This window comes from Fibrella aquatica (genome assembly GCF_041321135.1).
Classification (GTDB): Bacteria; Bacteroidota; Bacteroidia; order Cytophagales; family Spirosomataceae; genus Fibrella; species Fibrella aquatica.
In genome coordinates this window covers 155,236-181,288 of record NZ_JBGGWF010000006.1, presented here as the reverse complement: position 1 = coordinate 181,288, position 26,053 = coordinate 155,236, and the positions used below count along the sequence as shown (strand labels likewise).

At 52.1% G+C, this 26,053-nt stretch carries 18 protein-coding genes; 7 read left to right on the top strand and 11 right to left on the bottom strand.

Features of this window, described 5'->3' with window-relative positions:
- Positions 1-65 precede the first annotated feature (65 nt).
- Positions 66-3,497 carry an efflux RND transporter permease subunit gene (locus ACAW87_RS15880; RefSeq protein ID WP_370724576.1) on the top strand — a complete coding sequence of 1,144 codons (3,432 nt, stop codon included), beginning with the start codon at positions 66-68 and terminating at the stop codon, positions 3,495-3,497.
- Between the two features lie 195 nt (positions 3,498-3,692).
- Here ACAW87_RS15880 and ACAW87_RS15875 read toward each other — a convergent pair whose 3' ends face one another.
- From ACAW87_RS15875 to ACAW87_RS15865, 3 genes are all read right to left on the bottom strand, one after another.
- Positions 3,693-3,974 carry a PIN domain-containing protein gene (locus ACAW87_RS15875; protein ID WP_370724575.1) on the bottom strand — a complete coding sequence of 94 codons (282 nt, stop codon included), beginning with the start codon at positions 3,972-3,974 and terminating at the stop codon, positions 3,693-3,695.
- Positions 3,971-4,192, bottom strand: a complete 222-nt coding sequence (locus ACAW87_RS15870; RefSeq protein ID WP_370724573.1) for a DUF8507 family protein — start codon at positions 4,190-4,192, stop codon at positions 3,971-3,973. The genes ACAW87_RS15875 and ACAW87_RS15870 overlap by 4 nt, the downstream gene beginning before the upstream one ends.
- Before the next feature lie 397 nt (positions 4,193-4,589).
- A complete protein-coding gene (locus ACAW87_RS15865) occupies positions 4,590-6,764 on the bottom strand; it encodes a hypothetical protein (protein WP_370724571.1) in 2,175 nt (724 codons plus the stop codon).
- Between the two features lie 289 nt (positions 6,765-7,053).
- Here ACAW87_RS15865 and ACAW87_RS15860 point away from each other — a divergent pair, with 289 nt between their 5' ends.
- Positions 7,054-8,283 (top strand): acyl-CoA dehydrogenase family protein, encoded by a 1,230-nt coding sequence (locus ACAW87_RS15860; protein ID WP_370724569.1) that lies wholly within the window; start codon positions 7,054-7,056, stop codon positions 8,281-8,283.
- 309 nt (positions 8,284-8,592) lie between these two features.
- Here the strand turns inward: ACAW87_RS15860 and ACAW87_RS15855 are convergent, their stop codons facing one another.
- Together ACAW87_RS15855 and ACAW87_RS15850 are read right to left on the bottom strand one after the other, a co-directional pair.
- Positions 8,593-9,195 carry a hypothetical protein gene (locus ACAW87_RS15855; RefSeq protein WP_370724567.1) on the bottom strand — a complete coding sequence of 201 codons (603 nt, stop codon included), beginning with the start codon at positions 9,193-9,195 and terminating at the stop codon, positions 8,593-8,595.
- A 3-nt stretch (positions 9,196-9,198) separates the two neighbouring features.
- Complete coding sequence (locus ACAW87_RS15850; RefSeq protein WP_370724565.1) at positions 9,199-9,801, bottom strand: hypothetical protein; 603 nt, start codon at positions 9,799-9,801, stop codon at positions 9,199-9,201.
- 63 nt (positions 9,802-9,864) lie between these two features.
- Here ACAW87_RS15850 and ACAW87_RS15845 point away from each other — a divergent pair, with 63 nt between their 5' ends.
- Together ACAW87_RS15845 and ACAW87_RS15840 are read left to right on the top strand one after the other, a co-directional pair.
- The gene (locus tag ACAW87_RS15845; protein WP_370724564.1) at positions 9,865-10,917 is read left to right on the top strand and encodes a phosphotransferase family protein; all 1,053 of its coding nucleotides are present in this window, start codon (positions 9,865-9,867) and stop codon (positions 10,915-10,917) included.
- An 81-nt stretch (positions 10,918-10,998) separates the two neighbouring features.
- A complete protein-coding gene (locus tag ACAW87_RS15840) occupies positions 10,999-11,802 on the top strand; it encodes a hypothetical protein (RefSeq protein ID WP_370724562.1) in 804 nt (267 codons plus the stop codon).
- A gap of 16 nt (positions 11,803-11,818) precedes the next feature.
- Here ACAW87_RS15840 and lpcA read toward each other — a convergent pair whose 3' ends face one another.
- Both lpcA and ACAW87_RS15830 read right to left on the bottom strand, forming a co-directional pair.
- The gene (gene lpcA / locus ACAW87_RS15835; RefSeq protein ID WP_370724561.1) at positions 11,819-12,397 is read right to left on the bottom strand and encodes a D-sedoheptulose 7-phosphate isomerase; all 579 of its coding nucleotides are present in this window, start codon (positions 12,395-12,397) and stop codon (positions 11,819-11,821) included.
- Positions 12,398-12,509: 112 nt separating this feature from the next.
- Entirely contained in the window at positions 12,510-14,276 is a 1,767-nt protein-coding gene (locus ACAW87_RS15830; RefSeq protein WP_370724559.1) for a hypothetical protein, read from the bottom strand.
- 129 nt (positions 14,277-14,405) lie between these two features.
- On the opposite strand from ACAW87_RS15830, the gene upp reads away from it, so the two are divergent.
- Complete coding sequence (gene upp, locus ACAW87_RS15825; RefSeq protein ID WP_370724557.1) at positions 14,406-15,059, top strand: uracil phosphoribosyltransferase; 654 nt, start codon at positions 14,406-14,408, stop codon at positions 15,057-15,059.
- 96 nt (positions 15,060-15,155) lie between these two features.
- On the opposite strand, the gene ACAW87_RS15820 is transcribed toward upp, so the two are convergent.
- Positions 15,156-17,192, bottom strand: a complete 2,037-nt coding sequence (locus tag ACAW87_RS15820; RefSeq protein WP_370724555.1) for a T9SS type A sorting domain-containing protein — start codon at positions 17,190-17,192, stop codon at positions 15,156-15,158.
- 155 nt (positions 17,193-17,347) lie between these two features.
- Positions 17,348-20,467: a carboxypeptidase-like regulatory domain-containing protein gene (locus tag ACAW87_RS15815; RefSeq protein WP_370724553.1), complete on the bottom strand. Its 3,120-nt coding sequence runs from the start codon at positions 20,465-20,467 to the stop codon at positions 17,348-17,350.
- 330 nt (positions 20,468-20,797) lie between these two features.
- Between ACAW87_RS15815 and ACAW87_RS15810 the strand changes: the two genes are divergently transcribed.
- Entirely contained in the window at positions 20,798-21,868 is a 1,071-nt protein-coding gene (locus ACAW87_RS15810) for a mannose-1-phosphate guanylyltransferase (RefSeq protein ID WP_370724551.1), read from the top strand.
- Positions 21,869-21,992: 124 nt separating this feature from the next.
- Positions 21,993-22,637, top strand: a complete 645-nt coding sequence (locus ACAW87_RS15805) for a hypothetical protein (protein WP_370724549.1) — start codon at positions 21,993-21,995, stop codon at positions 22,635-22,637.
- Here ACAW87_RS15805 and ACAW87_RS15800 read toward each other — a convergent pair.
- Together ACAW87_RS15800 and ACAW87_RS15795 are read right to left on the bottom strand one after the other, a co-directional pair.
- Positions 22,629-24,149 carry a GH3 family acyl-acid amido synthetase gene (locus ACAW87_RS15800; protein ID WP_370724547.1) on the bottom strand — a complete coding sequence of 507 codons (1,521 nt, stop codon included), beginning with the start codon at positions 24,147-24,149 and terminating at the stop codon, positions 22,629-22,631. The two genes, ACAW87_RS15805 and ACAW87_RS15800, sit on opposite strands and share 9 nt — an antisense overlap.
- Positions 24,150-24,275: 126 nt before the next feature.
- The gene (locus ACAW87_RS15795; RefSeq protein ID WP_370724546.1) at positions 24,276-25,934 is read right to left on the bottom strand and encodes a carboxylesterase/lipase family protein; all 1,659 of its coding nucleotides are present in this window, start codon (positions 25,932-25,934) and stop codon (positions 24,276-24,278) included.
- Positions 25,935-26,053 lie beyond the last annotated feature (119 nt).

Genomic DNA, 26,053 nt, shown 5'->3' with positions numbered 1-26,053 from the left:
TACCATCTGGTTGACTGGCAGCGCAACCACAAATCTCAAACCTCAAACCACAAACGGCCTTCTTTATGAAATTCACAGACTATAAAACCCTCGGCTTTACCAACTGGTGTGTCGAGAACAGGACGGCGATTTACATCTTCACCTTCCTGATAACGTTCGGAGGGTTGTTCGTCTACAATAACCTGCCGAAAGAGCAGTTTCCGGATATTAAAATCCCGACGGTTATTATTCAGACGGTCTATTTCGGTACGGCACCCGCCGATATCGAGAACACGATCAACAAGCCGATTGAGAAGCAACTGAAGGCGGTTACGGGCGTGAAACGCGTGAAATCGAACTCATTGCAGGATTTCTCGCTCATTACGGTCGAATTCAATCCCGATGCCGACGTAGCCGAAGCCTTGCAGCGGGTACGTGACGCCATTGATAAAGCTCGTCGCGATCTGCCGCAGAAACTCGACAGCGGCCCAACGGCGCAGGACGTGAACTTCTCGGAGTTTCCGATCATGAACATCAACCTGGCCGGTAATTTCTCGCTAAACCAGTTGAAAGACTACGCTGAGGATATGCAGGACGCCATTGAGGCCATGCCTGAAATCAGCCGCGTGGATATTGTAGGTGCCTTGAAACGGGAAATTCAGATCAACGTGAACCTGGCCCGGATGCAATCGACCGGCCTAACCTACTTCGACATTCAAAGCGCTGTTCAGGGCGAAAACATCAACGTATCGGGCGGTGATCTTGACGTAGATGGCGTTCGTCGGACGTTGCGCGTGAAGGGTGAATTTACGGACGTAGCCCAGCTTCGCGATCTTCAGATTCGGACCGGAACGGGTGCTACCGTACGCCTTGGCGATGTGGCTGATGTGCAGGACAGCTTTGAAGAACAACAGGATTTTGCCCGCCTCGACAACAAAACCGTAGTGACGCTCAACGTCATTAAACGGGCAGGTGCCAACCTGCTGTCGGCGTCGGAGCGGATCGAGCAAACGATTGAGGAGTATAAGGAAGATCGTTTCCCGCAGGGCCTCGATATCCGCATCACGGCTGACCAGTCGGAGAAGACGAAAGAGAACGTGAATGACCTGGTGAACACGGTAGTGCTGGGCTTCATCTTCGTGGTGTTGGTACTCATGTTTTTCATGGGTGTGCGCGATGCCATTTTTGTGGGTCTGTCGGTACCGCTGTCGGCGCTGGTGGCTTTCGTGCTGATGCCTGTGCTTGGCCCTATCGTTGGCACGGCCTTCACGCTGAACACCATTGTGCTCTTTGCCTTCCTGCTGGGCCTTGGTCTGGTGGTGGATGATGCCATTGTGGTGATCGAGAACACGCACCGACTTTTCAATCAGAACAAAGACTGGACCATTCAGCAGGCGGTAAAAGCGGCAGCAGGTGAGGTATTCATTCCGGTATTCTCAGGTACGTTAACGACGATTGCGCCCTTCTTTCCGCTGTTGTTCTGGCCGGGTATTGTGGGTGAGTTCATGAAGTTTCTGCCTCTCACGCTGATTTTAACACTGTTCGCCTCGCTGTTTGTCGCTTACGTGATCAACCCAGTATTCGCCGTGTCGTTCATGAACCGCCACGACGACGATCACCATGAAGACAATCAGGGTTTCGACGCCATCAAACGCCCACTGATGATTATGGGGGCATTGGCCATCATTGGGTACGTTGTGGATCGGGGTGTGGGTAACCTGTTTGTGGTTGGTATGTTATTATACGTGTTCAACCATTACGTGCTGACGCCAAAGTTGATTGTTCCTTTCCAGGAAGGGTTGCTACCCCGTTTGAAAAATGGTTACCGGAGGCTGATTTCGTTCCTGCTAACGGGCTACCGGCCGGTGTTTGCCGTGTTGGGTGCTTTTGGTCTGCTGGTCATGACCTTCATCCTGCTGGGCATTTTCCCGCCAACGGTTATCTTCTTCCCGAGCGGTGAGCCCGACTACATCTACGTATATAATGAGCTTCCCCAGGGTACCGACGCCCGCGTAACCGACTCGGTAACGAAGGTGATCGAGAAGCGCGTGTATAAAGTGCTGGAAGAGAATAAAGCAAAAGGCACGGTTAACTCGGTGATCTCGAACGTGGGTAAAAACGCCGGTGACCCTGCCAACCCCGACCGGAACGCTACGCCGCAGAAGTCGAAAGTGACGATTGCGTTCAAAGGCAACGAAGAGCGCGAAGGCATCTCGACGGATACACTGCTGACCAAGGTACGTATCGCCATGCAGGGTATTCCGGGCACCAATATTTCGGTGCAGCGCGAAAGCAACGGACCGCCAACAGGTAAACCCATTTCGGTTGAAATTGCGGGTGACGACTTCGTTCAGTTGCAGAAACTGGAACAACAGGTACGTCAGCGTATTCAGGCGGCGGGTATCGAAGGAATCGAGAAACTGCAATCTGATCTGGTGACCAACAAGCCCGAAATCGTGCTGAATATCAACCGTGACAAAGCGGAGCGCGAAGGAATCTCGTCGCAGCAGGTAGCGTTTAGTGTTCGTACGGCCCTGTTTGGTACCGAAGTATCAAAGTTCCGGGATGCGAAAGACGAATATCCGATCATGGTTCGGTTGCAAAAAGATAACCGGAGCAAGATTGAGCAGTTGCTGAGCCAGAACATTGTATACCGCGACATGAACATGGGTGGTGCGCTCCGTCAGGTGCCGCTGTCATCGGTTGTCGATATTCAGTACTCGACCACGTTCAGCCAGATTAACCGGAAAAACCAGAGCCGCCTCGTTACGCTGAGTTCCGACGTGGTGACGGGCTACAACGCCAACCAGATTGTGGGTCAGATTCAGCAGATTGTGAATGACCTTGACGTACCCAATGGTTACACCATCAAGATGGGTGGTGAGCAGGAAGATCAGCAGGAGTCGATGAACTTCCTGGTGTCGGCGTTCGGTATCGCTATTCTGATGATTTACCTGATTTTGGCCACGCAGTTCAACTCGGTCATTAAGCCACTGATCATTTTTACCACCATTCTGCTGTCGCTGATCGGGGTGTTCCTGGGCTTCATGATCACGGGTAAATCGTTCTCGGTCATCATGTCGGGTGTGGGTATCATCGCCCTGGCTGGTATTGTGGTGAAAAACGGGATTCTACTCATCGAATTCATCGAAGAGTTACGCGGACGGGGTGTTCCCACGCGGGAGGCCATCATTGAAGCAGGTGGAACTCGTCTCACGCCTGTATTGCTGACCGCCGCGGCGGCCGTACTTGGTCTGGTACCCCTGGCCTTCGGTATCACGGTTGATTTCGTCGGTCTTTTCCGTGACTTTGATCCGCACCTCGTGATCGGTGGCGACTCGTCGGTATTCTGGAACATCCTGGCCTGGACCATCATATACGGCCTAACCTTCTCGACGGTACTGACGCTGATCATTGTGCCTTGTCTCTACTGGATCAACGAGCGCGTCCGCGACAAGTGGTTCCGCAAAGGTGCCGTAGCGCAACCCGCCCATCAGGCAGAACCTGCCGAAGTGTAGGAACGTACCTGGAGTAACTAAAAAAGCGCTCATCGTATGGTGAGCGCTTTTTTTATGTGTCAAGATGAGATTACAAATTCAGAAAATTCTTAAACTGTGCTGGTGTGGAAATGTTGATAGTAGGGAAATCTAAGGTCTTAAATATGTCAAAACCACGATCATACGTCACAAGACATTCCGCATTAACTGACATCGCTAGATTTGAAAATTTATCGTCATCAGGGTCAGCGCCCAGACGAAGTGAGGCTCCGAAAAAATTACGTTGGTTGCTGTACACAAGATTGTCAACACCAGATTAGCTGTAGAGGCACTGTAAAAATTGGTCAGTATCTCTTCGTACTCGATTAGAATTTCGGTACTGACAGCCCAATCGAACTTCTTCGCCAGAAATGCCTCATAGATGAAAAATTCAGGATTGGCACGATTTACTGTTGTGAGCAGTACGTTCGTATCAATAACAACCTTTGGGCGGCTCATAGCCGATTCCCTTGCCGCAGTCGGTCGTAGTCGGCTTCGGTAATGCTCCTTTCACTCACAACCTGATCCACATTTGCCAGGAGTTGGTCTGAGTAATGACTAGTTAGCAAATCCCGGAGTTGCACGATTTCCTGGTCGCTCATTGGCCGATTGAACATCCGTAATAGCGTCAGTTGCATCTCGTTAAGCCCTGTTTGATGTGGTTGTATGTGACTCATACGAATTGAAAAAGTAGGTGTATGACAACTCAGCTTTCTAACCAAAGATACACATCTTATCGTTCCTCTTTCAACAGCTTGGTCGGACTAAGGGTTAGCTATATATGATAGATTTAACGGCGCTTATCACGAGAAATAGCTAGCTTACCAGCCCTTACTCACGAATCAATTTCACTCAACGACTGCAAAACATGGGTACGTTCTTCTATCGCCTGTTATTCGTACTGGCTCTTTTTGCTTTTCTGTACAGCCTGATCACTACAATTTGGGCGTATTTAACGCATAACCAGCAGTTGCTAACTGGCCTTATTACCTTGACTGGTGGGCTGCTCGTTGTTACTGTGGCCCTTAGGAGACTGGCTGCTAAGCATCTAAACACGCGTACTAACTAAGCTGATCACCGGCCTGGCGTTATCTGCACTTTTGGGCACCCTGGGCACCGGCAGTCGGTTGGTCGGAGGATAGTCGTCACATCAACCGAGCAAAGCCCCGATGGACTGAACAATCGGACGGTATACGGCTGATTCGCTGCGGGATTGGGTAGGTTTGAGAAACTAACGGAACCGCTCGCTACTAACCGGTTGCTAACTGCTCCATAGGTCGGTCCGCTTCCATACGTGCTACCCGAAACAATATCGGCTCGCTCTGTATTCTGTAGAGTCGTGAAAGTAATGCGGGCGTTGCTATTGGGTGTTGCCCCAGTACAGGTTGCCAGGGTAACGGTTGGTTGCTGGCTATACGAAGGTGTAGGTCGTACCGTAATTGTTGTCGATGCTGTAGCCGAGCACCCACTAGCTCCGGTACAGGTAACCGAGTATGTGGTAGTGGCTAAAGGAAGCACACTAATGGATGTTGACGTGGCTGTTGTGCTCCAGCGCAACGTTCCTCCCGTACAGCCGCTTACTGTTAATGGGGCCGACGTACCTGCACAAATCGTTGCCGAATTGACCGTCAACACGGGTGTAGCTGGCTGAGGATTGACCGTCACAGAAGTAGCCGTCGACGTGCAACCACTGGTGTTACGAACCGTTACGGGATAAACGCCGGGGGCTAGACCGGTAAAAACACCGGTTGTGTTTGTATATGACGTGCCGTTGATGCTGTATGTAAGGCCAGCTTCGGTAGGGGCGGTAACGGTTATAGTCCCGGTCGCTAGTGTGCAGTTAGGTTGTGCCGTTACTGTAGCTGTAGGGGCGGCTGGTGTTGTTGGTTGTGGATTGACAGTCAGTGATGTGGGTACAGAGATGCAACCAGTAGCGTTTCGCGCGATCACGGCATAAACACCAGGTGCAACACCCGTGAAGGTGCCATTGCTGGTAAAGTTGGTGCCGTCAATGCTATACGTTATACCTAGTCCGGTAGGGGCGGTAACGGTGATGGTGCCCGTAGCCAATGTACAAGTGGGTTGAGCCGTTACCGTAGCCGTAGGAGCTGGGGGAGATAGTAGTGCCGCATTAATGGTTGCCGTAGTGCCCGCCGATGTACAAAGGCTACTCGTTCCATTTCGGGCTCTTACCGTATACGTACCTGACGGTACAGCCGCAAAGATAGTATTCGATGAATAGTTGATCCCGTCTATACTGTATGTGAGGTTTGCCCCCAAAGGCGTAAGAATAGTGATGGTACCGGTGGGCAACGTACACACAGGCTGAACTAATGCTATTGTTGGGGCCGATGGTACGCCTGTAGGCCCATTTACAATCACCGGGGTGGTACCGCCGTAACAGGCTTTAGAACTGTTGTAAAAAGCCGTGTAGTAGGTGCCGGGCCCAACAGCGGTAACACTGCTGAGCCGGTTGGCATCGGTAGCTACTGCACCCGTATGCCAGGTTTGTATCGTTCCGGCAGGCTGATTAGTGGGTGTAAATCCGCTCAAACTGGTTGTCGTTTGCGGGCACGCCAGTGTCACCGTTCGGCTTCCGTTCAAAGTTGGTGCCAGATCCGCAATGGAAATAGCATCCAGAAAGTTGCCCACCGACGTATTGCCACCCGCTGCCGAAACCGAGGTAAATCGAATAGAAAACGCATTGTTGGCCACTCCGGTAGGCAGCGTGAAGGAGACTGTGTAATAACCCCAAGCCGTGTTCCCGTCAGAAAAGTTACCCAGATTAAGGTACGTCGTTCCTGACACGGCCGTTCCGCTAGCCAAACTGGTTGGGCTGGGCGAACCGATAGAAACATTCATGACGTCGACGCCACTTCGCCCCCGGTGGGCAAAGTTCAGGGTAAACATGGTGCCGCCGGGAGCTACAAAATTCTGAAAAGTCGTAGCGGCTACGTTGGCATTCAACTCAATGAACTGATTACCAGAGTAAGACGGAACGCCGTTGAATCCACTACGCCAAATCTCCTGGGCTCCGTCTCGGGCAGTTGTTCGCCAGGGTGCTATGGTGCCTGTGCTTTGGTTTACGGTAACAATAGACGCACCAATCTGTGTATCCTCAAAGTCGGTATTCAGCAGGTATGTACATTGACTCCATGCATCCTGAGTAAGCAAAAGCAGGGACACGAATAAGCCAATGATCAGGCATATTCGCCGTTTACAGGCAACAGAGTAATCGTCAATTATCATACGTGTGATAACAGATGTACCCTTTTTCAGGCAAGGAAGAACCGGCTGGCGGATATCCAACGGGACTCATTTTTCTTAGAAGAAGGATAATTGAGCGTAAGCGGTTAAAGGAGCCAATTTCGTGCCAAGTAACTACATATGTTGGAAAAATCATTATTATTACTTCGTAGTTTACATGGGTCACGAAAAGCTGCTTCCTGGAGTTCTGTAAGCTGATTCCGCAAGGCGTCAGTAACCAGCGTCTTTTCCGTAGTTTTGGTTGTATAATTCAAACAACAAACTGCATTTCATGGAGCCTATTTTCGCCACCGACCATACCCGTGCGCTAATTCCCCGCATTCGCGCATTCATAGAAAACGAGATCATTCCGCTCGAAACGGCTGAGCACCTGACGGGTAACTTCTCCCAAGTGGCCAACATTCTTGATCAGAAACGCGAGCTGGTGAAGCAGGCGGGGCTGTGGGGCTTGCAGCATAGCGTAGAAGAAGGAGGCCTGGGACTGACACTATGCGAGTTCGGACAGGTGAGTGAGGTACTGGCCTATAGTCCGTTCGGGCATTATACGTTCAATTGCCAGGCCCCCGACATTGGCAATATGGAGCTGATGCACAAACACGCGCCGGAGCACCTGAAGCATACGTACCTGGAACCGCTGAAAGAAGGCCACATCCGCTCGTGTTTCTCCATGACCGAACCCGAATTTGCTGGCTCGAACCCCACGCAGTTGGGTACGTTGGCCGAGCGCGATGGCGATGACTGGGTGATTAATGGCCATAAATGGTTCACCTCTTCGGCTGACGGGTCTTCGTTTGCCATTGTGATGGCTGTCACCAATCCCGATGCCGCACCGCACCGCCGCGCCAGCATGATTCTGGTGCCGACCGATAATCCGGGTTTTGAGCTGGTGCGCAACATCAGCATCATGGGCGATGGGTCTGACCATTGGGGAAGCCACGCCGAGGTACGGTATACCGACTGCCGCGTGCCCGCCGCCAACCTGATCGGCGGCGAAGGAATGGGCTTTACGCTGGCGCAGGAACGCCTCGGTCCGGGTCGTATTCACCACTGCATGCGCTGGATCGGTATTGCCGAACGCTCGTTCGATCTGATGTGTCGCCGCGCCGCTACCCGCGAAATGGAGCCGGGTGTGATGTTGGGCGAAAAGCAGTTTATTCAGGGATTCATTGCCGAAAGCCGCGCCGAAATTGATGCGTCGCGCCTGATGGTACTCCGCACGGCCCGTAACATCGACGAGCAGGGAGCGGCCGCCGTGCGCAACGAGATTTCGACCATCAAGTTTTACGTGGCCAACATGATGCTGCGTGTGGTAGATCGGGCCATACAAACCTTCGGCGCGGCGGGCATCACCGACGATGTGTTGCTTGCCTGGTATTACCGCCACGAACGCGGAGCCCGCATCTACGACGGTGCCGACGAAGTGCACAAAACCGCCCTGGCCCGCAGCATCCTGAAAGGCTACGGCCTCGATACAAGAAAGGCCAAACAAGTAGTGGGTTGATCTGATCAATCCGTCAACCTGAACCGCATGCTACGCCCCTACAGGGCTAAGGTTTTGTTCAGCAATGCTGGTTTCTACTGATGCTACGGCCCGCTGGGCCTATTCGTTTGCATATAGCCGGCCGCAGCCACTTTTAACCTGTAGGCCCAGCGGGCCGTAGCATCGGTAGGTATCCCAACGCACATCGTTAAACCCTAGGCCCAGCGGGCCGCAGCATGCGTTTTCTGTGTCCCGTCTCATACCACCCGAAAGAGAAACCCCTACGACTCATTGCTTGGCATTAATAAGTCGTAGGGGTTTAAAAACAATTCAGTTAATCGTGAACAGCTCAATGGGCGTAAGCCACAACGTGCGTTGCCCCGTTTGAACGCCTCCTATTGGCAATTCTGTACTGCCACGATATAAATCGTAGATCAGTGTTTGACCTGCTAGGTACGAGGGGTCTCTACGGCCCTGACAACCTGCCGAATGATGGACAAAAACGGGAATCGTTACAGAAACAGGCCCTTTTTCGGCACAATCGGCACACGTCCAGAATGGTTGACTATCCAGGACGCGTTTGGTAAAGAAAGCGGGCAGGTACGTTGGTAGGGAGTCGCCCTGAACAGCGACCTGATCGATCTTTCCTTTTTCGTGCAGCCTGAACCGAATAGAGCCAATGGCGAACCGGCATTGATGTAGCGAAGCGCCAGCACCAGCTGCCTTTGCTGCTTCGCCATAATCTTCCCACATAAAATCAGTGGCCAACTGTTGTTGTTGCCTCCCAGGATATTTGTGGTTGAATGTGACGTCGATTGAGTTAAGCGTTGAAGTTTGACCACTAACGCTATTACTGGTTAGAAGGCTACCCAACACCACTATAACCCAAGCCTTCAATAGCTGTACCTTCAGTAACCAAGTAGTAAGAAGCATGAGTCAATTGGTGTTAAAAAGGCCAATTGGGAAGAGCAGTAACTCACGATTACCCACTTGAATGCCGCCAACTGGCAGCGGCGTGCCTCTCCTGTACAGGCTACCAATAAAGTCAGCAGCATTTAGGTAAGCTGTGTCTGGCTTTTTTCCATTGCAACGTGATTCATAGGAGATAGAAATGGGAATTGTTACAAAGACTGGTCCTCGGCTAGCACAATCGGTACATGTCCAGAAGGGTTGACTGTCAAGAACTCGCTTCGTGAAAAAAGCAGGCAGGTATGTTGGTAGTGAGTCGCCGCGCACTACTATTTGATCGATCTTACCGGTTTCATACAGTCGAAATTGGATCCAGCCCATTGTTGATTGACAAGCAGGTGGCCATGCACCAGCTGCCTTTGCCGCTTTACCGTAGTCTTCCCACATAAAATCAGTGGCCAACTGTTGTTGTTCCCTTCCGGGATATCTGTGGTTGAACGTGACGTCGATTGGGTTAAGCGTTGTAGTTTGAGTTTGACCTGGAACTATGTTACTGGTAAGACAGCAAATGGCGAACATCGCTCCGAAGTAAATAGGCACTGACCGAGTCTTGAGTTTAGAGGCTCCCATTTCGTTTCTGTGTAAAGCTGCTAATAACCGATGCAGTATACTAAAAAGTAAGCTACGTTTGATATGACCGATAATAGACAAGACGTCGCCCAACCTGTACGGGCGGGAGAAGAATTGAACGTACCTGCGCTGGAAACAAACCTGGGTCTGGGGGCGATCACGGACGTGAGCCAGTTTCCGGGGGGGTATTCTAACCTAACGTACCTAGTTACGATTGGCGAGCGCAATTATGTGCTTCGTCGGCCGCCAGTGGGGGCAAAGGCCATTAAAGGCGGTCACGACATGGGGCGCGAGTTTCGGGTGCTATCGCTGCTGCGTGAAGCTGGGTACGTTGCCATACCAACTCCGGTGGCGTATTGCGACGATGAAAGCGTACTGGGCTGTCCGTTTTACGTGATGGATCGGGTTCCCGGCGTAATTCTGCGGGCGCAGTCGGCTCCAAAAATGGGCCTTTCGGCCGAAACGATGCGGAGCCTGTCGACGGCCTTGGTGGATACGATGGTGGATCTGCACGCGCTGCCCGTTCAGCCCAACCTGATTAAGTTGGGCAAACCCGACGGGTACGTTCAGCGGCAGGTCGAAGGCTGGCATAAACGCTATCTCGCGGCTCAGACCGACAACGTAACGGCCATGACCGAACTGGCGCGTTACCTGACCGACAACCTGCCCCCGCAAAACCCGGACGTGACGCTGTTGCATAACGATTTCAAATACGACAACGTGGTGCTGAGCGATGACCTGAGCCAAATCAGGGCCGTGTTGGATTGGGAAATGTGTACCGTCGGCGATCCGCTGATGGACGTAGGTACGTCGCTGTCGTACTGGGCCGAGGCGGGCGACGATCCGTTTCGTAAATCGTTTAACCTGACGTGGTTACCCGGTAACCTGACCCGCCGCGAAGTGGCAGACCAATACGCTGAACAATCGGGCCGCGACTTGTCGAACATTCTATACTACTATGTATTTGGCCTGTTTAAAAACGCTGTGGTGATTCAACAGATTTATGGGCGTTACAAACAGGGACTCACTAAAGACGAACGCTTTGCAGGCCTGTTGGCTGGCGTGCAGGCGCTCTCAACCGTAGGGGTGAACGCGGTGGAGACTGGACGGTTATGAGTTAGACAGACATTAAATTTAGGTAAGCAATGAACAACAAATAACAGTAAAAGGTATACTTACGTATGAAACTTAACTGTTATGAAAACGCTCATTATCTCGTTCTGTGCCCTGCTGATACTCAGCGGATGTGCCGTTAATAAATCGCAACTGATTACTCTCAGCAGCGATAACCTGACCACAAGCCCTGATCAGGGTTTTGTGTACGATACCGACACGTTACGCCTTAGCTATCAGTTCTTTAGCGAGCGCGGGGTGATGCACCTGACCATCGAAAACAAGCTGAACAAGCCGCTGTACGTCGACTGGAAGCGGTCGGCGTTTATCATCGGTCAGAATAAGCTCGATTACTGGTATGATGTGGCGGCAGTGAATTTATATGGAGCGGCTTACACCAACACCTATGCCCGTTACTTCCGAAACTGGAGCACCAGTAACAGCACAATCGCGCTGAATGGTCAGATTAGCAAAGAGAACTCGGTCGATTTTATTCCGCCTGGGACCAAACTAACTAAAGATCAGTTTGTACTTATTCCGGGACCGGCGTTGGTATTACCGGGGCAGTATTCAACTGAAAGAGTGGCATCCACCGATTCGTTAAACCGAAAGCCCGTCGATGTGCAAACGTATCAGTATACGCCCGATACGTCGCCATTGAAGTTCCGTAACTACCTGACTCTATCGACCGACAAAGAGTTTAAGAACGAACTAGTACTGGACAGCAAATTTTGGGCGTCGGGCGTGCAGGTGATGCCGCAAGCGCAGCTGACGGGCGGTTCGTACATTGGTTCAGGGGTAAACAGCGTAAGTGAAAACACATTGCGCTCGATTCCTTATTATCGGCCTAATGCATTCTTTATCAATTACACGCAGCAGGTGCAATGAAGATTATAAGGCTTGTTTAGGCTAGTCCTAACTGTTTCTCGATGAGCAGAATAAATAAGTGAATCACCTTGATGTGGACTTCCTGAATGCGGTCGGCGAAGCCAAAGTGAGGAACGCGGACTTCCACATCGGCCACGCTAGCCAATTTGCCTCCATCTTTTCCGGTCAGTAAAACGACCTTCATACCTTTTTGTCGGGCGGCTTCTACGGCCCGGATAATATTGGCTGAGTTACCACTCGTGCTTATGCCCATCAGCACATCTCCCTTGTTGCCCAGCCCCTCAATGAAACGCGAAAACACGGAATCGTAACCATAATCATTGCTCACACACGACATGTGGCTAGGGTCGGAAACAGCGATGGCGGCCAATGAACGACGATCGCCGCGGTACCGTCCCGACAGCTCTTCGGCAAAATGCATGGCGTCGCAGTGTGAACCGCCATTACCGCACGAAATGATCTTGCGTTCCTGTTGCAGCGCATCAGCCATCAGGCTAGCCGCGTCGGCAATAGCCTGTACGTTGGCCGGGTCGGCCATGAAGGTATCTAAAACTGATCGGGCTTCAGTTAATTCGTTGATGATGAGATTGTTCATTTCGCATGGTTTGTGGTTTGAAGTTTGTTGTTCGTGGTTGCGCTGCCACGTCGAAATCTGGTCGATTAGCAACGCAACCACGAACAACAAACCTCAAACCACAAACTGATTTTTAAAAGATCCAATTCCGGTAGGCGGCGTTCCAGCGGATCGAGAAGTTGGCGACGGTGGAGTTGTAAATGTCGGGGATGTATTGGCTGTCCTGAATGCGATTCAGATAACGCCCTTCCAGAAACAGGTTGTGTTTCAGCATATACGTCAGGCGCAGGTCGGTGTAGGTAATGAGCGTCTTGCGGCCCTGTCCGATAATGTTGTCATAATCCCGGAGGCGATCTTCGTAATTTTTCGTGGGGTTACCGCCATAATTTCGATCGGGAGAATCGGTACCTTTCATCATCACGCTAAACGTGCCGTTGACGGTCAGGCGATTACGCTGGTAACGGACAATGCCGATTCCTTCCAGAAAGTTGGCACCCAGCGGGTGGGCCAGGGGTTGGTTATAGTGTGTGTAGTTGGTTTGCGCCGATCGGTGGGCGTAGGTATAGGGCCGGGCCACGTTGAATTCACCCTGCAAATCCAGGTTCGGGATGCCCAGTACATCAATGTATTTCGCGCCCAACTGTGCCGCAAACTTGTTGGTCCACGAACCGTCGGCAGCTTGCAATTCTTTGATTAAGAACTCATCGAGCATCAACTGCCCGTAGAACAGAAAGTGGTTAGCCGCGTTCACTTTCACATCCATACCCACAAACGCGTTGTCGCCGCTACCCCGCGCCGATTCAACGTACCTGTAGAAAATAACCGGATTCAGGTAGTTGATATCGAACTTGTCGCGGCTGTAGACTTCCGATTCAAAGAAGCCAAGGTTCACCCGTTTGCTGATGTTAATGCTCAGGTGGTGCATGGCGGTGAATTTCTGCGGAAAGAAGTTGGTACCATCCAGCACGATCTGACCATTTTGCAGTTCGGTAAACAGGTTGGTATACTGGAACCGCTTCCCGAACCGGGTCTGGAATTTCAGAAAAAGCGACGACGCCGTATTATCCGATAATAGCAGCGAGCGAATGCCATTTCCGAAAAAATTACGGTCATGGCCAAATTGTAAATTGATGATTTTCAGGGCGTTGAATGTAATATACCCACGTGCTTCAATATAATCGGCTGAGCCGTTGAAAAGCTTGGCTACCCCTTGTCCGGGCGCAAAACCGCCTCCGGTGTTTAGCTTGTACAGTTGGCCGTAATCCTGAATGTATTTCGGATAATAGGTCTGATTATCAGTGACAAACGTGTAGAAACCCAGGCGTCGGCCAATACTTCCCCGTATCTCGAGGCCGCGCGTGTTGCTGATCAATGCTTTTTCCAGCGCCTGATCGTTACCGTATCCTACGTGCAATACCGGGCTGACGTGCAGGTCGAAATCCTCGTTTTTAACGCTGTAGAAATCGCCTTTTTTTCGGTAGAAATAGCGCATCAGCATCCTGTCGCTGTTACCGGGTTCTTCGTAGCGAAGAATAACGGGCTGGGTGGCCGATGAGTCAGACGAGCGGCCAAAGGCGACTGAAACGGGCGGAAACATGGCCCGAACGGGTTGCGGGGTGGCCCATTCCCAGCTATCGTCGCGAAGGTAGCGGATGTTGAATTTATCGGTAGCCGATAGAAGTACACCGTCGGGGTCATTCTCCAGAGTGTCGATCAATTGCATCACGGCCTGCCGGTTATAGGGCTTAACGGTGCTGTGAAATTTATCGGCCCATCGGCCCTGCCGAATCTCGTAGCGATCAATCAGATGGTACTGATCCTGGTTCAACGGAATGTACGGACTTTGGGCCCGAACCGTCAGCGAAAGCAACAGGAAAAAGAGAAGAAATAAACGGCGCATAAAGAACTCGGCAAAAGAACAGATAGGGCATGGGAGTGGACCCATAGCGAAAAATAGCGCATCGGGTTGGCATTACGCGATTTGGCCAGCTAAATTACACGGAAACTTAGCGACTACCAGTACTACTCTATGTTTGTATTCGACCAGCACCCGTCTATTGCTAACCAATACCTTGCCGAACTTCGTGATGCACAGGTACAAAATGATCGGATGCGGTTTCGCCGTAATCTGGAACGCCTCGGCGAGCTGACGGCCTACGAAATTTCGCGCACGATGGCTTATCAGAATGGTAAGGTACAAACGCCTCTGGCCAAAGCGCCCGTGCAAACGCTGTTGCAGCAACCGGTACTGGCCACCATATTGCGGGCCGGTCTCCCGTTTCATCAGGGCTTTCTGAACGTCTTCGACCGGGCCGACAATGCCTTCGCGGGGGCGTATCGACGGGTAGCCCGACCGGGTGATGACGAGAACGAATTCGACATCGAGATGGAGTATGTAAGTGGCCCTGATCTAAGCGGGCGTACGCTGATTCTGATTGATCCGATGCTGGCCACGGGGCGCTCGCTGGAAAAAGTGTATCACACCATGCTTCGATTTGGCGTACCGGCGCAAACGCACATTGCCGCGGCCATTGCCAGTCCGGAAGGAGTTAGGTACGTTCAGAATCAGATGCCCCAGTGCCGTTTGTGGCTGGGTGCTATTGATAGTCACCTCAACGACCACTATTATATCGTCCCCGGCCTCGGCGACGCGGGCGACCTGGCGTTTGGGGAGAAGATATAGACTCGTTTGTGGTTTGTAGTTTGATGTTTGTGGTTGCGCTGCTTGGTCACGGTATGGTCGATAAGCAGCGCAACTACAAACATCAAACTACAAACCTTACTTCACCCACACCTTACGTACCTGCGTGGGTTGGTTTTCGGCGCGGAGGGTAAGTAGATAAAGGCCTGCCGGGAATTCGCTGACGAGTATTTCGGTGAGTTCGCCGGTCTGTTGCTGCCGACGCAGGATGCGCCCGGTCAGATCGGTCAAGGTAAGCTGACCCGCTGCGCCGCCGGTTGACCAACGTACCCACAGGCGATCGGTGGCGGGATTCGGATAAACCGTAACCGTATTGGTTTCTGCTTCTGTGGCGGTAATGATGTAATTCAGGGCTTCGGATGGTAATGACGAACAACCGTTCGAACTAGCCACCACGTAGTAAGCCCCTCCACCGGTGGGCCGGAAACGGGGATTGGTAGCCCCGGCCACGGGTTGCCGACTGTTGGTATACCACTGATACGTGAGCCCCGACACACCACTTGTGCTAGCCACCAGTTCTTCGCCTGCCTGCGCCACAGCTGGTATAGCCGGGGATTCACCCACCGTAACCGATAGAGGATCGCCCAGGTAGTGGGGTAGGGCAGAGACAGCCCGAAGGCGGTAACCTGTTCCGGCTGCGAGGCTGGCGGGTAATGGTACGGTGAGGGTAAAGCTGCTCGCGTTGAACAGGGTTCCGGCCACCCCGATGGGTACGTTACCCACTGATTGCGAATGGGTGAAGCTACCCGTTGCGTCTGACAATTCCAGCACAGGCCCCTGCTCGAAATAGCCCGTGTAGGTGCCGCTGAGTGGCGCGCTACTACCTGCACACAGAAAAGCCGATGCAGCAGCGGGAGTGAGCACAAAAGGCTGCAAATGAGTAAGGTAGTAAGCGGGCTGCTCTGCAGTGCCGCTAACCGACAACGTACCCAGCGCCAGCGTACCGGTTGTTTTTCCCAGTAAGAATAAAGCCCCGTTGTCGGCCCTTGCTGCGTCGATAAGGCGATCGGTGCCGGTGGGCGCGTTTACACGTGTGGTCCAGCGGAGGGTGCCATCGGGGGAATAACCGGCCAGGCTGATGTAGTCGGCTGGGCCGTAGGTGTTGGTCGACTGATCGTAGGGGCCGTTATAACCGCCATAGGCCACAAACGCCCCCGCCTTGTCGACGAGCACACCCGTTGCCAGTGCCGAATCTGCGCGGGATACGCCGGTTTTTACCCATCTATTCCGACCTTCGGCATCATACCGAAGCAGCACCTGACCCGTTTCAATCTGTAGGCCCAGCGTACGGTCGGTCAGGGTATAGTTACTCAGTATCTGTATGTTATCGTTCCCGTCAAGGGCCATGTCGATGGGGGCCGTATCGTAGGTCCGGAAGGCGGTACTCCCCAGCGCTTCGTCAATGTAGTGGCTCCAACTCAGGGTATCTTCCGCTGTAGCGGCCAGTATTCCGTATGACCCGTTGCGGGTACGTTCGGTAATGACCAAACGGGCTGATCCCCGCGAATCGGCCGCTACTACCACCGCTTCGGGAGAGGGAATTGTGGGGGCTCCGTACGTGCTTGCATTCACGAATCGACCGTCGGCATCGAGCGTACAGAGAAATGGAATGCCTGTACCCGCCTGCCGACCAAATACGAGAACCGCTCCTGCCGCATCGGTAGCCAGGCTAACCGGCTGACTCATGAGCCCTTTCGGTGTCAGCAGGTAGGTAACCCAGCGCCGGGTGTGTGTGCTGTCGAACTCGGCCACAAACGTGCTGATCTGTGAGGCATCATCGAGGCGATAGGTAGAGTCGCCGATGGTAAACTGACCGGTGAAGCTACCGGCTACAATCAGGTTGCCACCGGGCGATGTAGTGATACGCTGAATGGTTGGCCAGTCAGAAAAGGTCTGTTTCCAGCGTTCACGACCTTTGCTGTCGAGCAGGGTGAGTGCGTTGCCTTTGGCAAGCACGTAGGCCCCGCGCGGCCCATCGGCAACCACGGCAAGCGGTTCGGTGGCGAGTGACGTAACCCAGGTAAAATTGGTTGTTACGTTCGTTGTTCCCTGCGCCCGGCACAACGTGGTCAGGCAAAGTAAAAGAAAACTAAAGTTGAGTACACGTTTCGCCATAATCAGATAAAGCCACAAAATCGACGCCAAAAACGAAGATAAGCACGCAATAGAGAGGTATACTAATTCTACGGACTACAAATGAAAAAGGACGCTGCTGATAAACAATGGTTTACCAACAACGCCCTTTCCAAGATAAAGCGTACTGACTAAGCTTAACGCATCAATTCATCGAACGTAAGCCCTACATAGAACATAGAGCCAATGGTTGGGCTACCGTATGCCTGGAAGTAAGGAGTGCCCAATACATTGGTGGCTCCAACTTTTACGATCGACTTCATGCTGGTCAGTTTATAGCTCACCTGCGCATCCAGGTTATCGATGGCGGGTACAATGGTGTTGCTGAACAGAGAGACGCTAGCCTCTGTGGGTTGCACAATGCTCGACTGCCACACAAACGCGTCCTGATGTTTCAGGTTGACGCTGAAACCTATTTTTGAGGTGTTCGTTGGGCGTTTGGCAAATGTGAGGTTGTAACGGTATTTAGGCGTGTTGAAGCCCGCATACTGAACCTCCTCTGACTTGTTGAACTCGTCGAGGTTGTTGTTGGCGATGTTACCACTGATTGAGTAGCCTTTGTTCAGCGCATAGTTCAGGCCAATGGCCCAACCCGATGCCGTAATATCCTGGCTGCTGTTGGCAGGTAACGAAAATGCCCGCCGGGTACTACCGCCAAACACACCACTTTTCTCTTCAAGCAAACCTGGTGCGGCCGAGGCCGTGGGCTGTAACAACACTACACTACCGATAAAGTCGGTGTAAACACTGTAGTAATAGTAAGCATCGACATACAGTTTTTTGCCGAAGATGCTCCGGTAACCAATCTCATAGTTGGCCACACGCTCTGGTTTGAACGTCCGCTGCTGGTAAGAAACCAGTTTGTTATAATTCCCGGCCACAGCAACACCCTGTTTAACAGTTGCCAGGTTGGCCGAAATAGCACCAGGTAGTTGGGCTGCTACGTTCTGTTGAATCAGTCCCTGCACAGGGGCCGAAGCCAGTTGAGCCGCTACACCCTGCTGAATAGCAGCGGCGGCATTGGCGGCAGGCAGTTGACCGGCCGCTACCAAGGCGTTGACTTGTTGAGTAACACCGGCAGTCACCTGTTGGGTAACCGCGGCTAAAACGCCAGCCTGTACTTGTTGAGTAATTAACCCTCTGGCGGCGGCTTCTGTGGCTGGATCGGCCAGACTTCGGGTAATATCGGCACCTACTGCCTGCACGTTACCTAGTGTATACGAATTGGCCAGATTGTAGCGGTTGTAGAACTCCGGCAGGCCACCAATCAGGCGGGCGTTGGGGGTTTGCAGGTCGATATACTGGTTCTGCGTGGTTGGAATCCGGAAACCGGTTTGGTATGACAGCCGAATATTGTGTTCTCCAAACGTAGTAACAGCCGATACGCGGGGCGTGAACTGACCCTCAAAATTCTGGTTTTTATCGTACCGCAACGATCCGCTCAACTTCAGGTGATTATCAAACAGGTCTTTGCTCGCCTGTACAAAAGCGCCATATTCGTTGATATTGATACGACCGGTGCGCCCTTCGGCCAGATCGGCAAACAGCGTACCTTCTGAGCCAAGCTGATATTGCCGAATGTTGGCACCTACCAATATATCAGCAAACTTGATCATGTCTTTGAAGTTATAAACACCCTCGGCATGATACAGATTTGATTTGTCGAGAAATGCTCCGCCACCCTGCGAGATTGGTCTGTTACGGAAGGTTTCAAACATGGTCTGGTAGGCCGACGTACCTGGCAAAGGGCGACCCTGATCGGCCACGCCCCGTGCTGTCAGGTGAGCCTGATCTTCAGATTGTCCGGCTCCACGTGCCTGCGCGAAAGCGCCCGCATACTGTCCAAACCAGGTTGTGCTGGGTTTCCAGGATTCGTTCATGTAGATACTGGCCAGACCAGCGGCGTAGGAGTCGCCCGACCGTTCCTGTGTAGTGTAGGCGCGTAGTGAATAGTTGCTGCCCCGCAGTTCGAGTTTAGCCTGGGTAATGCTGAAATTCCGTAGCGAATACCGGCTGGCACCCGTATACACGGTGGTTCCCTGACCGTAATTCAGTTGGCCAATCAGTTCTGCTTTTTCTGTTACCCGGTAATGGATAGCCCCGTTGAACTTCAGGCTTTTGGTATTGTAGTCAACCAGGTCCAGCTCTTTGTAACCTGTGCGGCTCACGCTGCGGTCGGGTAGTAAACCCAAAGCGGCGGCAGGTAACAGGTTAGCAGCAACCAGGCTCCGACCAACCGATAATAAGTTGGCCTGTGCTTCGTCGCCGTATACGTTTACACCATCATAGTTCGGAGCAACGCCTAGCCCACGGTTTGGGTCATTGTTGCCAACCTGAGGACCGTTTACGTTCAGGTTATCGTAGTTAGTTGCCTGCCAGTCGTCTGCTTTGATGTAAGACAGGTTCAGTTTGAAGGCGAGTTTGTTGTTGAAAGCTTTGGCATACCGGATAGAGGCGTCGTAAAAGCCTGTTGTAGCTGTACTCCGGTTATCGGCGCTCATCAAGCCGGTTTTCACACTGGCACTCAGGCCCTGATATAGAAACGGGCTTTTACTGGTCATCAGAATCAGGCCGTTGATGGCGTTGGGGCCATACAGAGCTGATGCCGCACCGGGCAGAATCTCAACGCTTTCAACGTCCAGCTCAGGCATACCCACAATATTGTCGACGGGGAAGTTGAGGCCGGGGGCCGCGTTGTCCATGCCGTCGATCATTTGTACGGTACGGGGATTACCTGTTGCGCCGAAGCCTCGTAGATTGATCGATTTGAACAAAAGCCCCTGCGTAGCCATGTCGACGCCTTTGAAATTGGCCAGTCCGTCGTAGAAGTTGGCCGAAGGCGTTTCGCGAATGGCCCGGATGTCCATTTTCTCAACCGCCACCGGCGATTTCATCACGCTTTCTTCTACACGCGAGGCAGCAACAACGATCTCCTGTCCTTGCAGTGCCTGTTCATCGAGGCGTACTTTGAGGGTCGATGTATTGCCGGTTACGCTAATTTCCCGCGTGCCGAAACCAACCGACGAAACCACCAGAATAAACGGCGGCGGCGTAGTAGTCGACAGCGAAAAATCACCTTTGGCATCGGTGGTGGTGCCCGCTACTTTACCTTTTATGGTTAAGCTGGCGCCGGGAATTGGTAGCCCGACATTATCGGTAACCTGACCAGCTACTTTGGTTTGCGCCCAGGCTGTCACTGATAAAAGAAGCAGAGACAGGCAGGAGACGAAAACGGTTCGATATAGGCGTTTCATCATAATACTTTTTTGTTGATTGTTTTCAGGTGGTTATTTAACGGTCGAAAATACAGATACTATAAGCTTTGTACAATTTTATATAGGAATCCTTACCTATTTTATTTTAAATCAAAGCCAATTGCTTCGTAACCAAATAGTTACAAAATGCATTATTTTCCCTCTTTACCTGTAAGTCAGCACGTTAGCTTCTCAAATGTCACTAAAATTGCGAAAATGTAGGCGGCTGAAAACTGGGCTTTTGTCGGCAATTGGGCCAATCAGGAACATTACATAAGAATTGATGCCCACCTCTCTGCTTTGGTTTACCTTTGCCGGAACATCGAGTCTACTATGAATCACACTTATGTTGTTATAATGGCGGGCGGCGTTGGTACGCGCTTTTGGCCATTCAGCCGCACCAGCTATCCCAAGCAATTCCACGACGTGCTGGGTACGGGTCGAACCTTACTTCAGCAAACGGCCGACCGTTTTGAAGGTATCTGCCCAGACAGTCATATCTATATTGTTACCAGCGATAAGTACAAGGATTTATGTCAGGAGCAGTTGCCACAACTGACCGACGATCAGATTCTGTGCGAGCCGGTAGCCCGCAATACTGCCCCTTGTATTGCTTATGCCTGTTATAAAATAGCGCAGCAAGACCCACAGGCCAACATTATTGTAGCGCCTGCCGATCATATTATTCTGAAAGAGGCCGCTTTCCGCGACACTATTCGCACGGCTTTAGCCGCCGTTGATGGGAAAGACGTACTGGTTACGCTGGGTATTCAGCCTAGCCGCCCCGATACTGGATACGGGTACATTCAGTACCTGCCCGATTCGGAAGGAAGCGTTAAGAAAGTGAAAACGTTTACCGAAAAGCCTCATCTCGAACTGGCACAGCAGTTTGTCGATAGCGGTGAGTTTGTCTGGAACGCTGGCATCTTTGTCTGGAATGTTCAGGCAATTCGTAAAGCGTTCAAGCAGTTCTTGCCCGAAACCGCCGAGATATTCGCCGAAGGCGACGATATCTATTATTCGGATCGGGAAACGCCTTTCGTCAACAAAGCCTATTCGCTCTGTAAAAGCATCTCCATAGATAATGGAATCATGGAGAAAGCGGACAATGTGTATGTGGTGCTGAGCGATTTTGGCTGGTCAGATCTGGGTACGTGGAAATCGTTGTACGAAGCGTCGGAAAAAGGAGATAACCTGAACGTGATCGATGGGCATATTCTACTTTACGACACAAAAAACTGCATTATCAAAACACCGAAAGACCGCCTGGTAGTGGTCAACGGCCTGGATGGCTACATTGTGGCCGAGTATGATAACGTGCTGATGATTTGCCGGAAAGATGAAGAGCAGAAAGTGAAAGAATTTGTTGCCGACGCCAAAGAACGGGGCAACGAATTTGTGTAGACGATCATAAACTGAAAGGTTTTAACGGTAAAGGGCGTTATTGATTAACCAGATAGGTAATCAATAACGCCCTTTCTTATACACGCCAGGCTGAGTTGGAAAGCCTGTTTCCTTTACTCACGTTATGGATATGTCATCAGCCAAATCAAACCCGCAACCCGATGAACTGCCACCCGAACTGGCTGGTTTTCGGACGAATAAACACATACCACCGGTCATTGAAAAGAACGTGCTCACGGCTCTCTCGTTCTATCCAACGTTGAAGGACGTACCTATCCGATTTGTCTTTAAACAACGGATAAAGTCATCGGTGATGCAGGCTCAGCCTGTTTTTTCGACCTTGCTGGCGGGCCGGAAACAGCGTTCGTATCAGATAAACATCAGTGCGCTGTTCAGGCTGACGCACACGGCCATTCCCATTCATCAACTGCCCGACGCCATCATGATCGGCTGGATTGGTCACGAGCTGGGCCACATTATGGACTACGAAAACCGGAGTAATCTGGGTATGGTTGGCTTCGGCCTTGGGTACGTTCTGTCGCCAGCTTACGTCAAAAAAGTTGAGCAGATTGCCGATGCCCATGCCGTACAACATGGGATGGGCCGCTATCTGGTTGAAACAAAGCGGTTTATACTCGACCATGCCGAACTGCCACAGGCCTACAAAGACAAGATTGCCCGTCTATATGTATCGCCGGAAGAGATTGTGGAGCAGGTAAGGTTGTTGGAAGAAGAAAAGCAGGATGCGCAAAAAAAGGCGTTAGGCTAGTGTCTTGATGTAGGCGTCGAACTCCAGGAAATCATCCTCTTTCATCACCCTGGGAATCTTGGTTTGCCCGCCCAGTTTCTTGTATTCCTCGCTCCAGCTATAAAAATGCTCAACCGGAATCACGTCGGCTTCAACGCCCTTCAGCGCTTTGGTCCGGGCCACGTTGTAGTTCTTGTTCGACGCGCACAGAGCCTCGTCTAGTGAGGCAGCGAACGCCGCTCCATCAAGCACCTTGTTCGAGCCAATCACCCATTTGTTGATGTATTCCCCGTTTTTACGGATAGCCGATACCACAAACTCCTTGATCTCGATATCAAACTGTTGCTGCATCGTTTGCATGGCATTATTCATCTGATGAACAGATAGTTGCTCGCCCACCACGTTCAGGAAATGCTTGGTGCGGCCGGTGATCTTGATCTCGGCCCGCGCCTTATCGGTGATCATCACGGTGTCGCCAATCATGTACCGCCACGTACCTGACACCGTCGAGATTAGCAACACATAATCAACGTCTGCCTCGGCCTGTTCCAGCGATAACACGGTGGCGTCTTGCCTGACCCGCCCCTGGTCGTCCATATTCTCATCGGTAAACGGGACGAACTCGAAGAAGATACCATTATCGACAATCAGAGCCATCGACGAGGTGTCGGGACGTTTCTGCGTGGCCAGGTACCCTTCCGACGTCAGGTACGTGTCGATATAGATTAGGGGTTTGGCCAGCAGCGTTTCCAGGCTTTTCCGGTATGGGTCGAGTGCCACCCCGCCCGACGTGTATACCTGTAGGTTAGGCCAGATGTCGTGAATCGTATTCAGGTTGTTGTGGGCGATTACTTCTTTCAGCATCATCTCGATCCACGACGGAATACCGCTCAGACTGCCAATATCCCAGGAAGGAGCCTCCTGCGCAATGCGCCGCACTCGTTCGTCCCAATCGGTAATTGAGGCAATCTCGATGCCCGGTTTGTAATAGCCTCTGAACCAGCCCGGAATATTGGCCGCGCTGATGCCGCTGATCTCGCCCTCCTGATGATCATCTTTCTCGATCAGGCTCACGCTGCTGCCCAGCATCAGAATTTGCTTTTCGAAGAAATCAGAAGGAAGATCAAAATTCTTGAGGCTCATCACCTGCTGAATACCCGCTTTCCGAATCGAATCGAGCATATCGTCGGTGACCGGAATGGCTTTGCTGGTGCTGGTAGTACCGCTGCTTAGCGCAAAGTAGGACTGTCCACCGGGCCAGGTCACATTCTGATGGCCTTCGAGCAGATAATGCCACCAATCATCATGCAACTTATCGTAGTCATGCACAGGTACATTCTGCTGAAAGGCGGCAACGATGTCATCGTTTTTCAGGAGGTCACTGAAGTTGAATTTCTTGCCAAAAGCCGTCAGTCGGGCTTTGGTCAACAGGTGGTGCAGCACCTCACGTTGGGCCTGAACTGGGTCGGGTTCGGATGTGACAAATCCGTAAACATCAATCGCTTTCTTAACAAGCTCGCCAATAACTGACATACGTACCTGAATTGAATAGTGGTTCTATCCGCTAACCCATCCAGGTACGCATTGTTGTCTATTGTTCGTGTAAGGAGCCGGGCATGACCGATTTCAGGCTGGCGGGGGGCAGACCTCGCAGGTCGTTTACGCCAGCGCTTTCCGGGCCTCGCGGTCCGGGTCGTTGACCAGCGCCGAGGTATCGTCAAGAATCATGGTTTCTCCGTTCTGAACGGTGTAGGGCTTCCAGTTGGGTAAACCACCTCCGTTTGGGTTGCCAGTCTTTACAAAATTAAGGAAGGAGCCCGCCATCTTCTCAGACAAAGCTCTTGGACGTTTGCCACCGCCCGTGTGCGTTAGCATCAGATCGGTGTTGTAGAACCAGAAACAGATGTCGTCGCAGTGGAAAGCCCGCATCCGCCCGTCGAAGAGTGGGGGTTGCCAGCCAAACCAGGCTACATAAACGGGCGCTTTTTGGCCCGACGCCTTTGCATCGGCAGCGGCAACGGCGTTCTTTCGGTTAGAAACCACCAACGCCCAAAGCTCGATAGGACGTGCTTTGGGGAAGTTCCGGGCGTAGGCATCCACAATAGTGCCTGTCTTGTCGCCAAAGCGGGACTTCAGTTTTTCCTTTACACCGTCGAGCGAGATGCTTTCCAGACTGGCATCGGTCCGGTCGGGGTTTTGCTCGTGGAAGGTCGAGCAGATCATCAGAGGAATGCTGGCCGAAAAGTGATTGGGGTCTGTGAAGAAAGGCCCCTCGTTCAGGTACGTTCCGTCGGCTACGGGCGAAAAACCGCCCCGCTGTATGCCCATCTTTCTGGCGTCGTCGGCCATTTTTTCGACCGCCCGGTTGGCAATGTCGATGTAGTCTCGCCACGGAATCTGCTGGAGCTTGTCAATCTCGCCTAGTTGTAAACCAGCTTCCTGCATGACCCTGAGGCCCAGCTTTTCGGCGTATTCTTTATTGGTGCCTGACAACGAGCTTCCGCTCAGCGCCACAGCCTTATGAAACAACCCCTTCGCAGCGGGCATATTCATCAGCGTTGTCACCTTGGCTCCTCCGCCCGACTGCCCGATGATGGTTACGTTCGCAGGATCGCCGCCGAAATTGGCAATGTTGCTCTTGACCCATTCAAGCGCAGCCACCATATCCAGATTGCCGACATTGCCCGAAGCAGCATGACCACCAGCGGCTTTGAGGTTACTATAGCCCAGGGCACCCAACCGGTGATTGATGGAACAGAAAACGACGTTGCCCAACCGCGACAGGTTTTCGCCATGATAACCATCCTGCTCGATCGCATTTCCGTTGACGAAGCCACCGCCGTGTAGCCAGACAATGACCGGCCGTTTCTGGCTATCCAGCGCTGGTGTCCAGACGTTCAGTTTCAGGCAGTCTTCCGACACATCGTCGTAATTCCAGTGGTCGACAAACGAGGCGTAGGTATTGGCGTAGCGTTTCTCCATGATCTGGGGCGCTGAGTTGCCCCACCACAATGCCGGGCGAATGTCGGTCCAGGCCACAGGTTTTTGCGGCGGCATAAACCGATTCTTCCCCGACGTATCGGCTCCGTAGGGAATACCTAGAAATTGATTGATGCCCCGCAGAATAAACCCTCTCACTTTGCCGTATTGCGTGTTGGCAACGGCTATGTTATCGCCTACAAACAGAATCTGATCATCGGCCGAGGGCTTCTTTCCTTTTTGTGGCTTCACGCCAGCCGCAACGAGTTGGTGAGACGTACCCAGGCCAGCTACGCCGATGCCTAGTGATTGTATGAAGTTTCGTCTTGACGGTTTCATGGTCGAACGTTCGTTAAGGGTGTAGTAGGCACTTGCCTATGAGTTTGCCCCAAAAGAACCCCGCCAAGGTGATTTACTACTGATAACCAACCGGTTCGTCAACCACAGCAACGTACTCT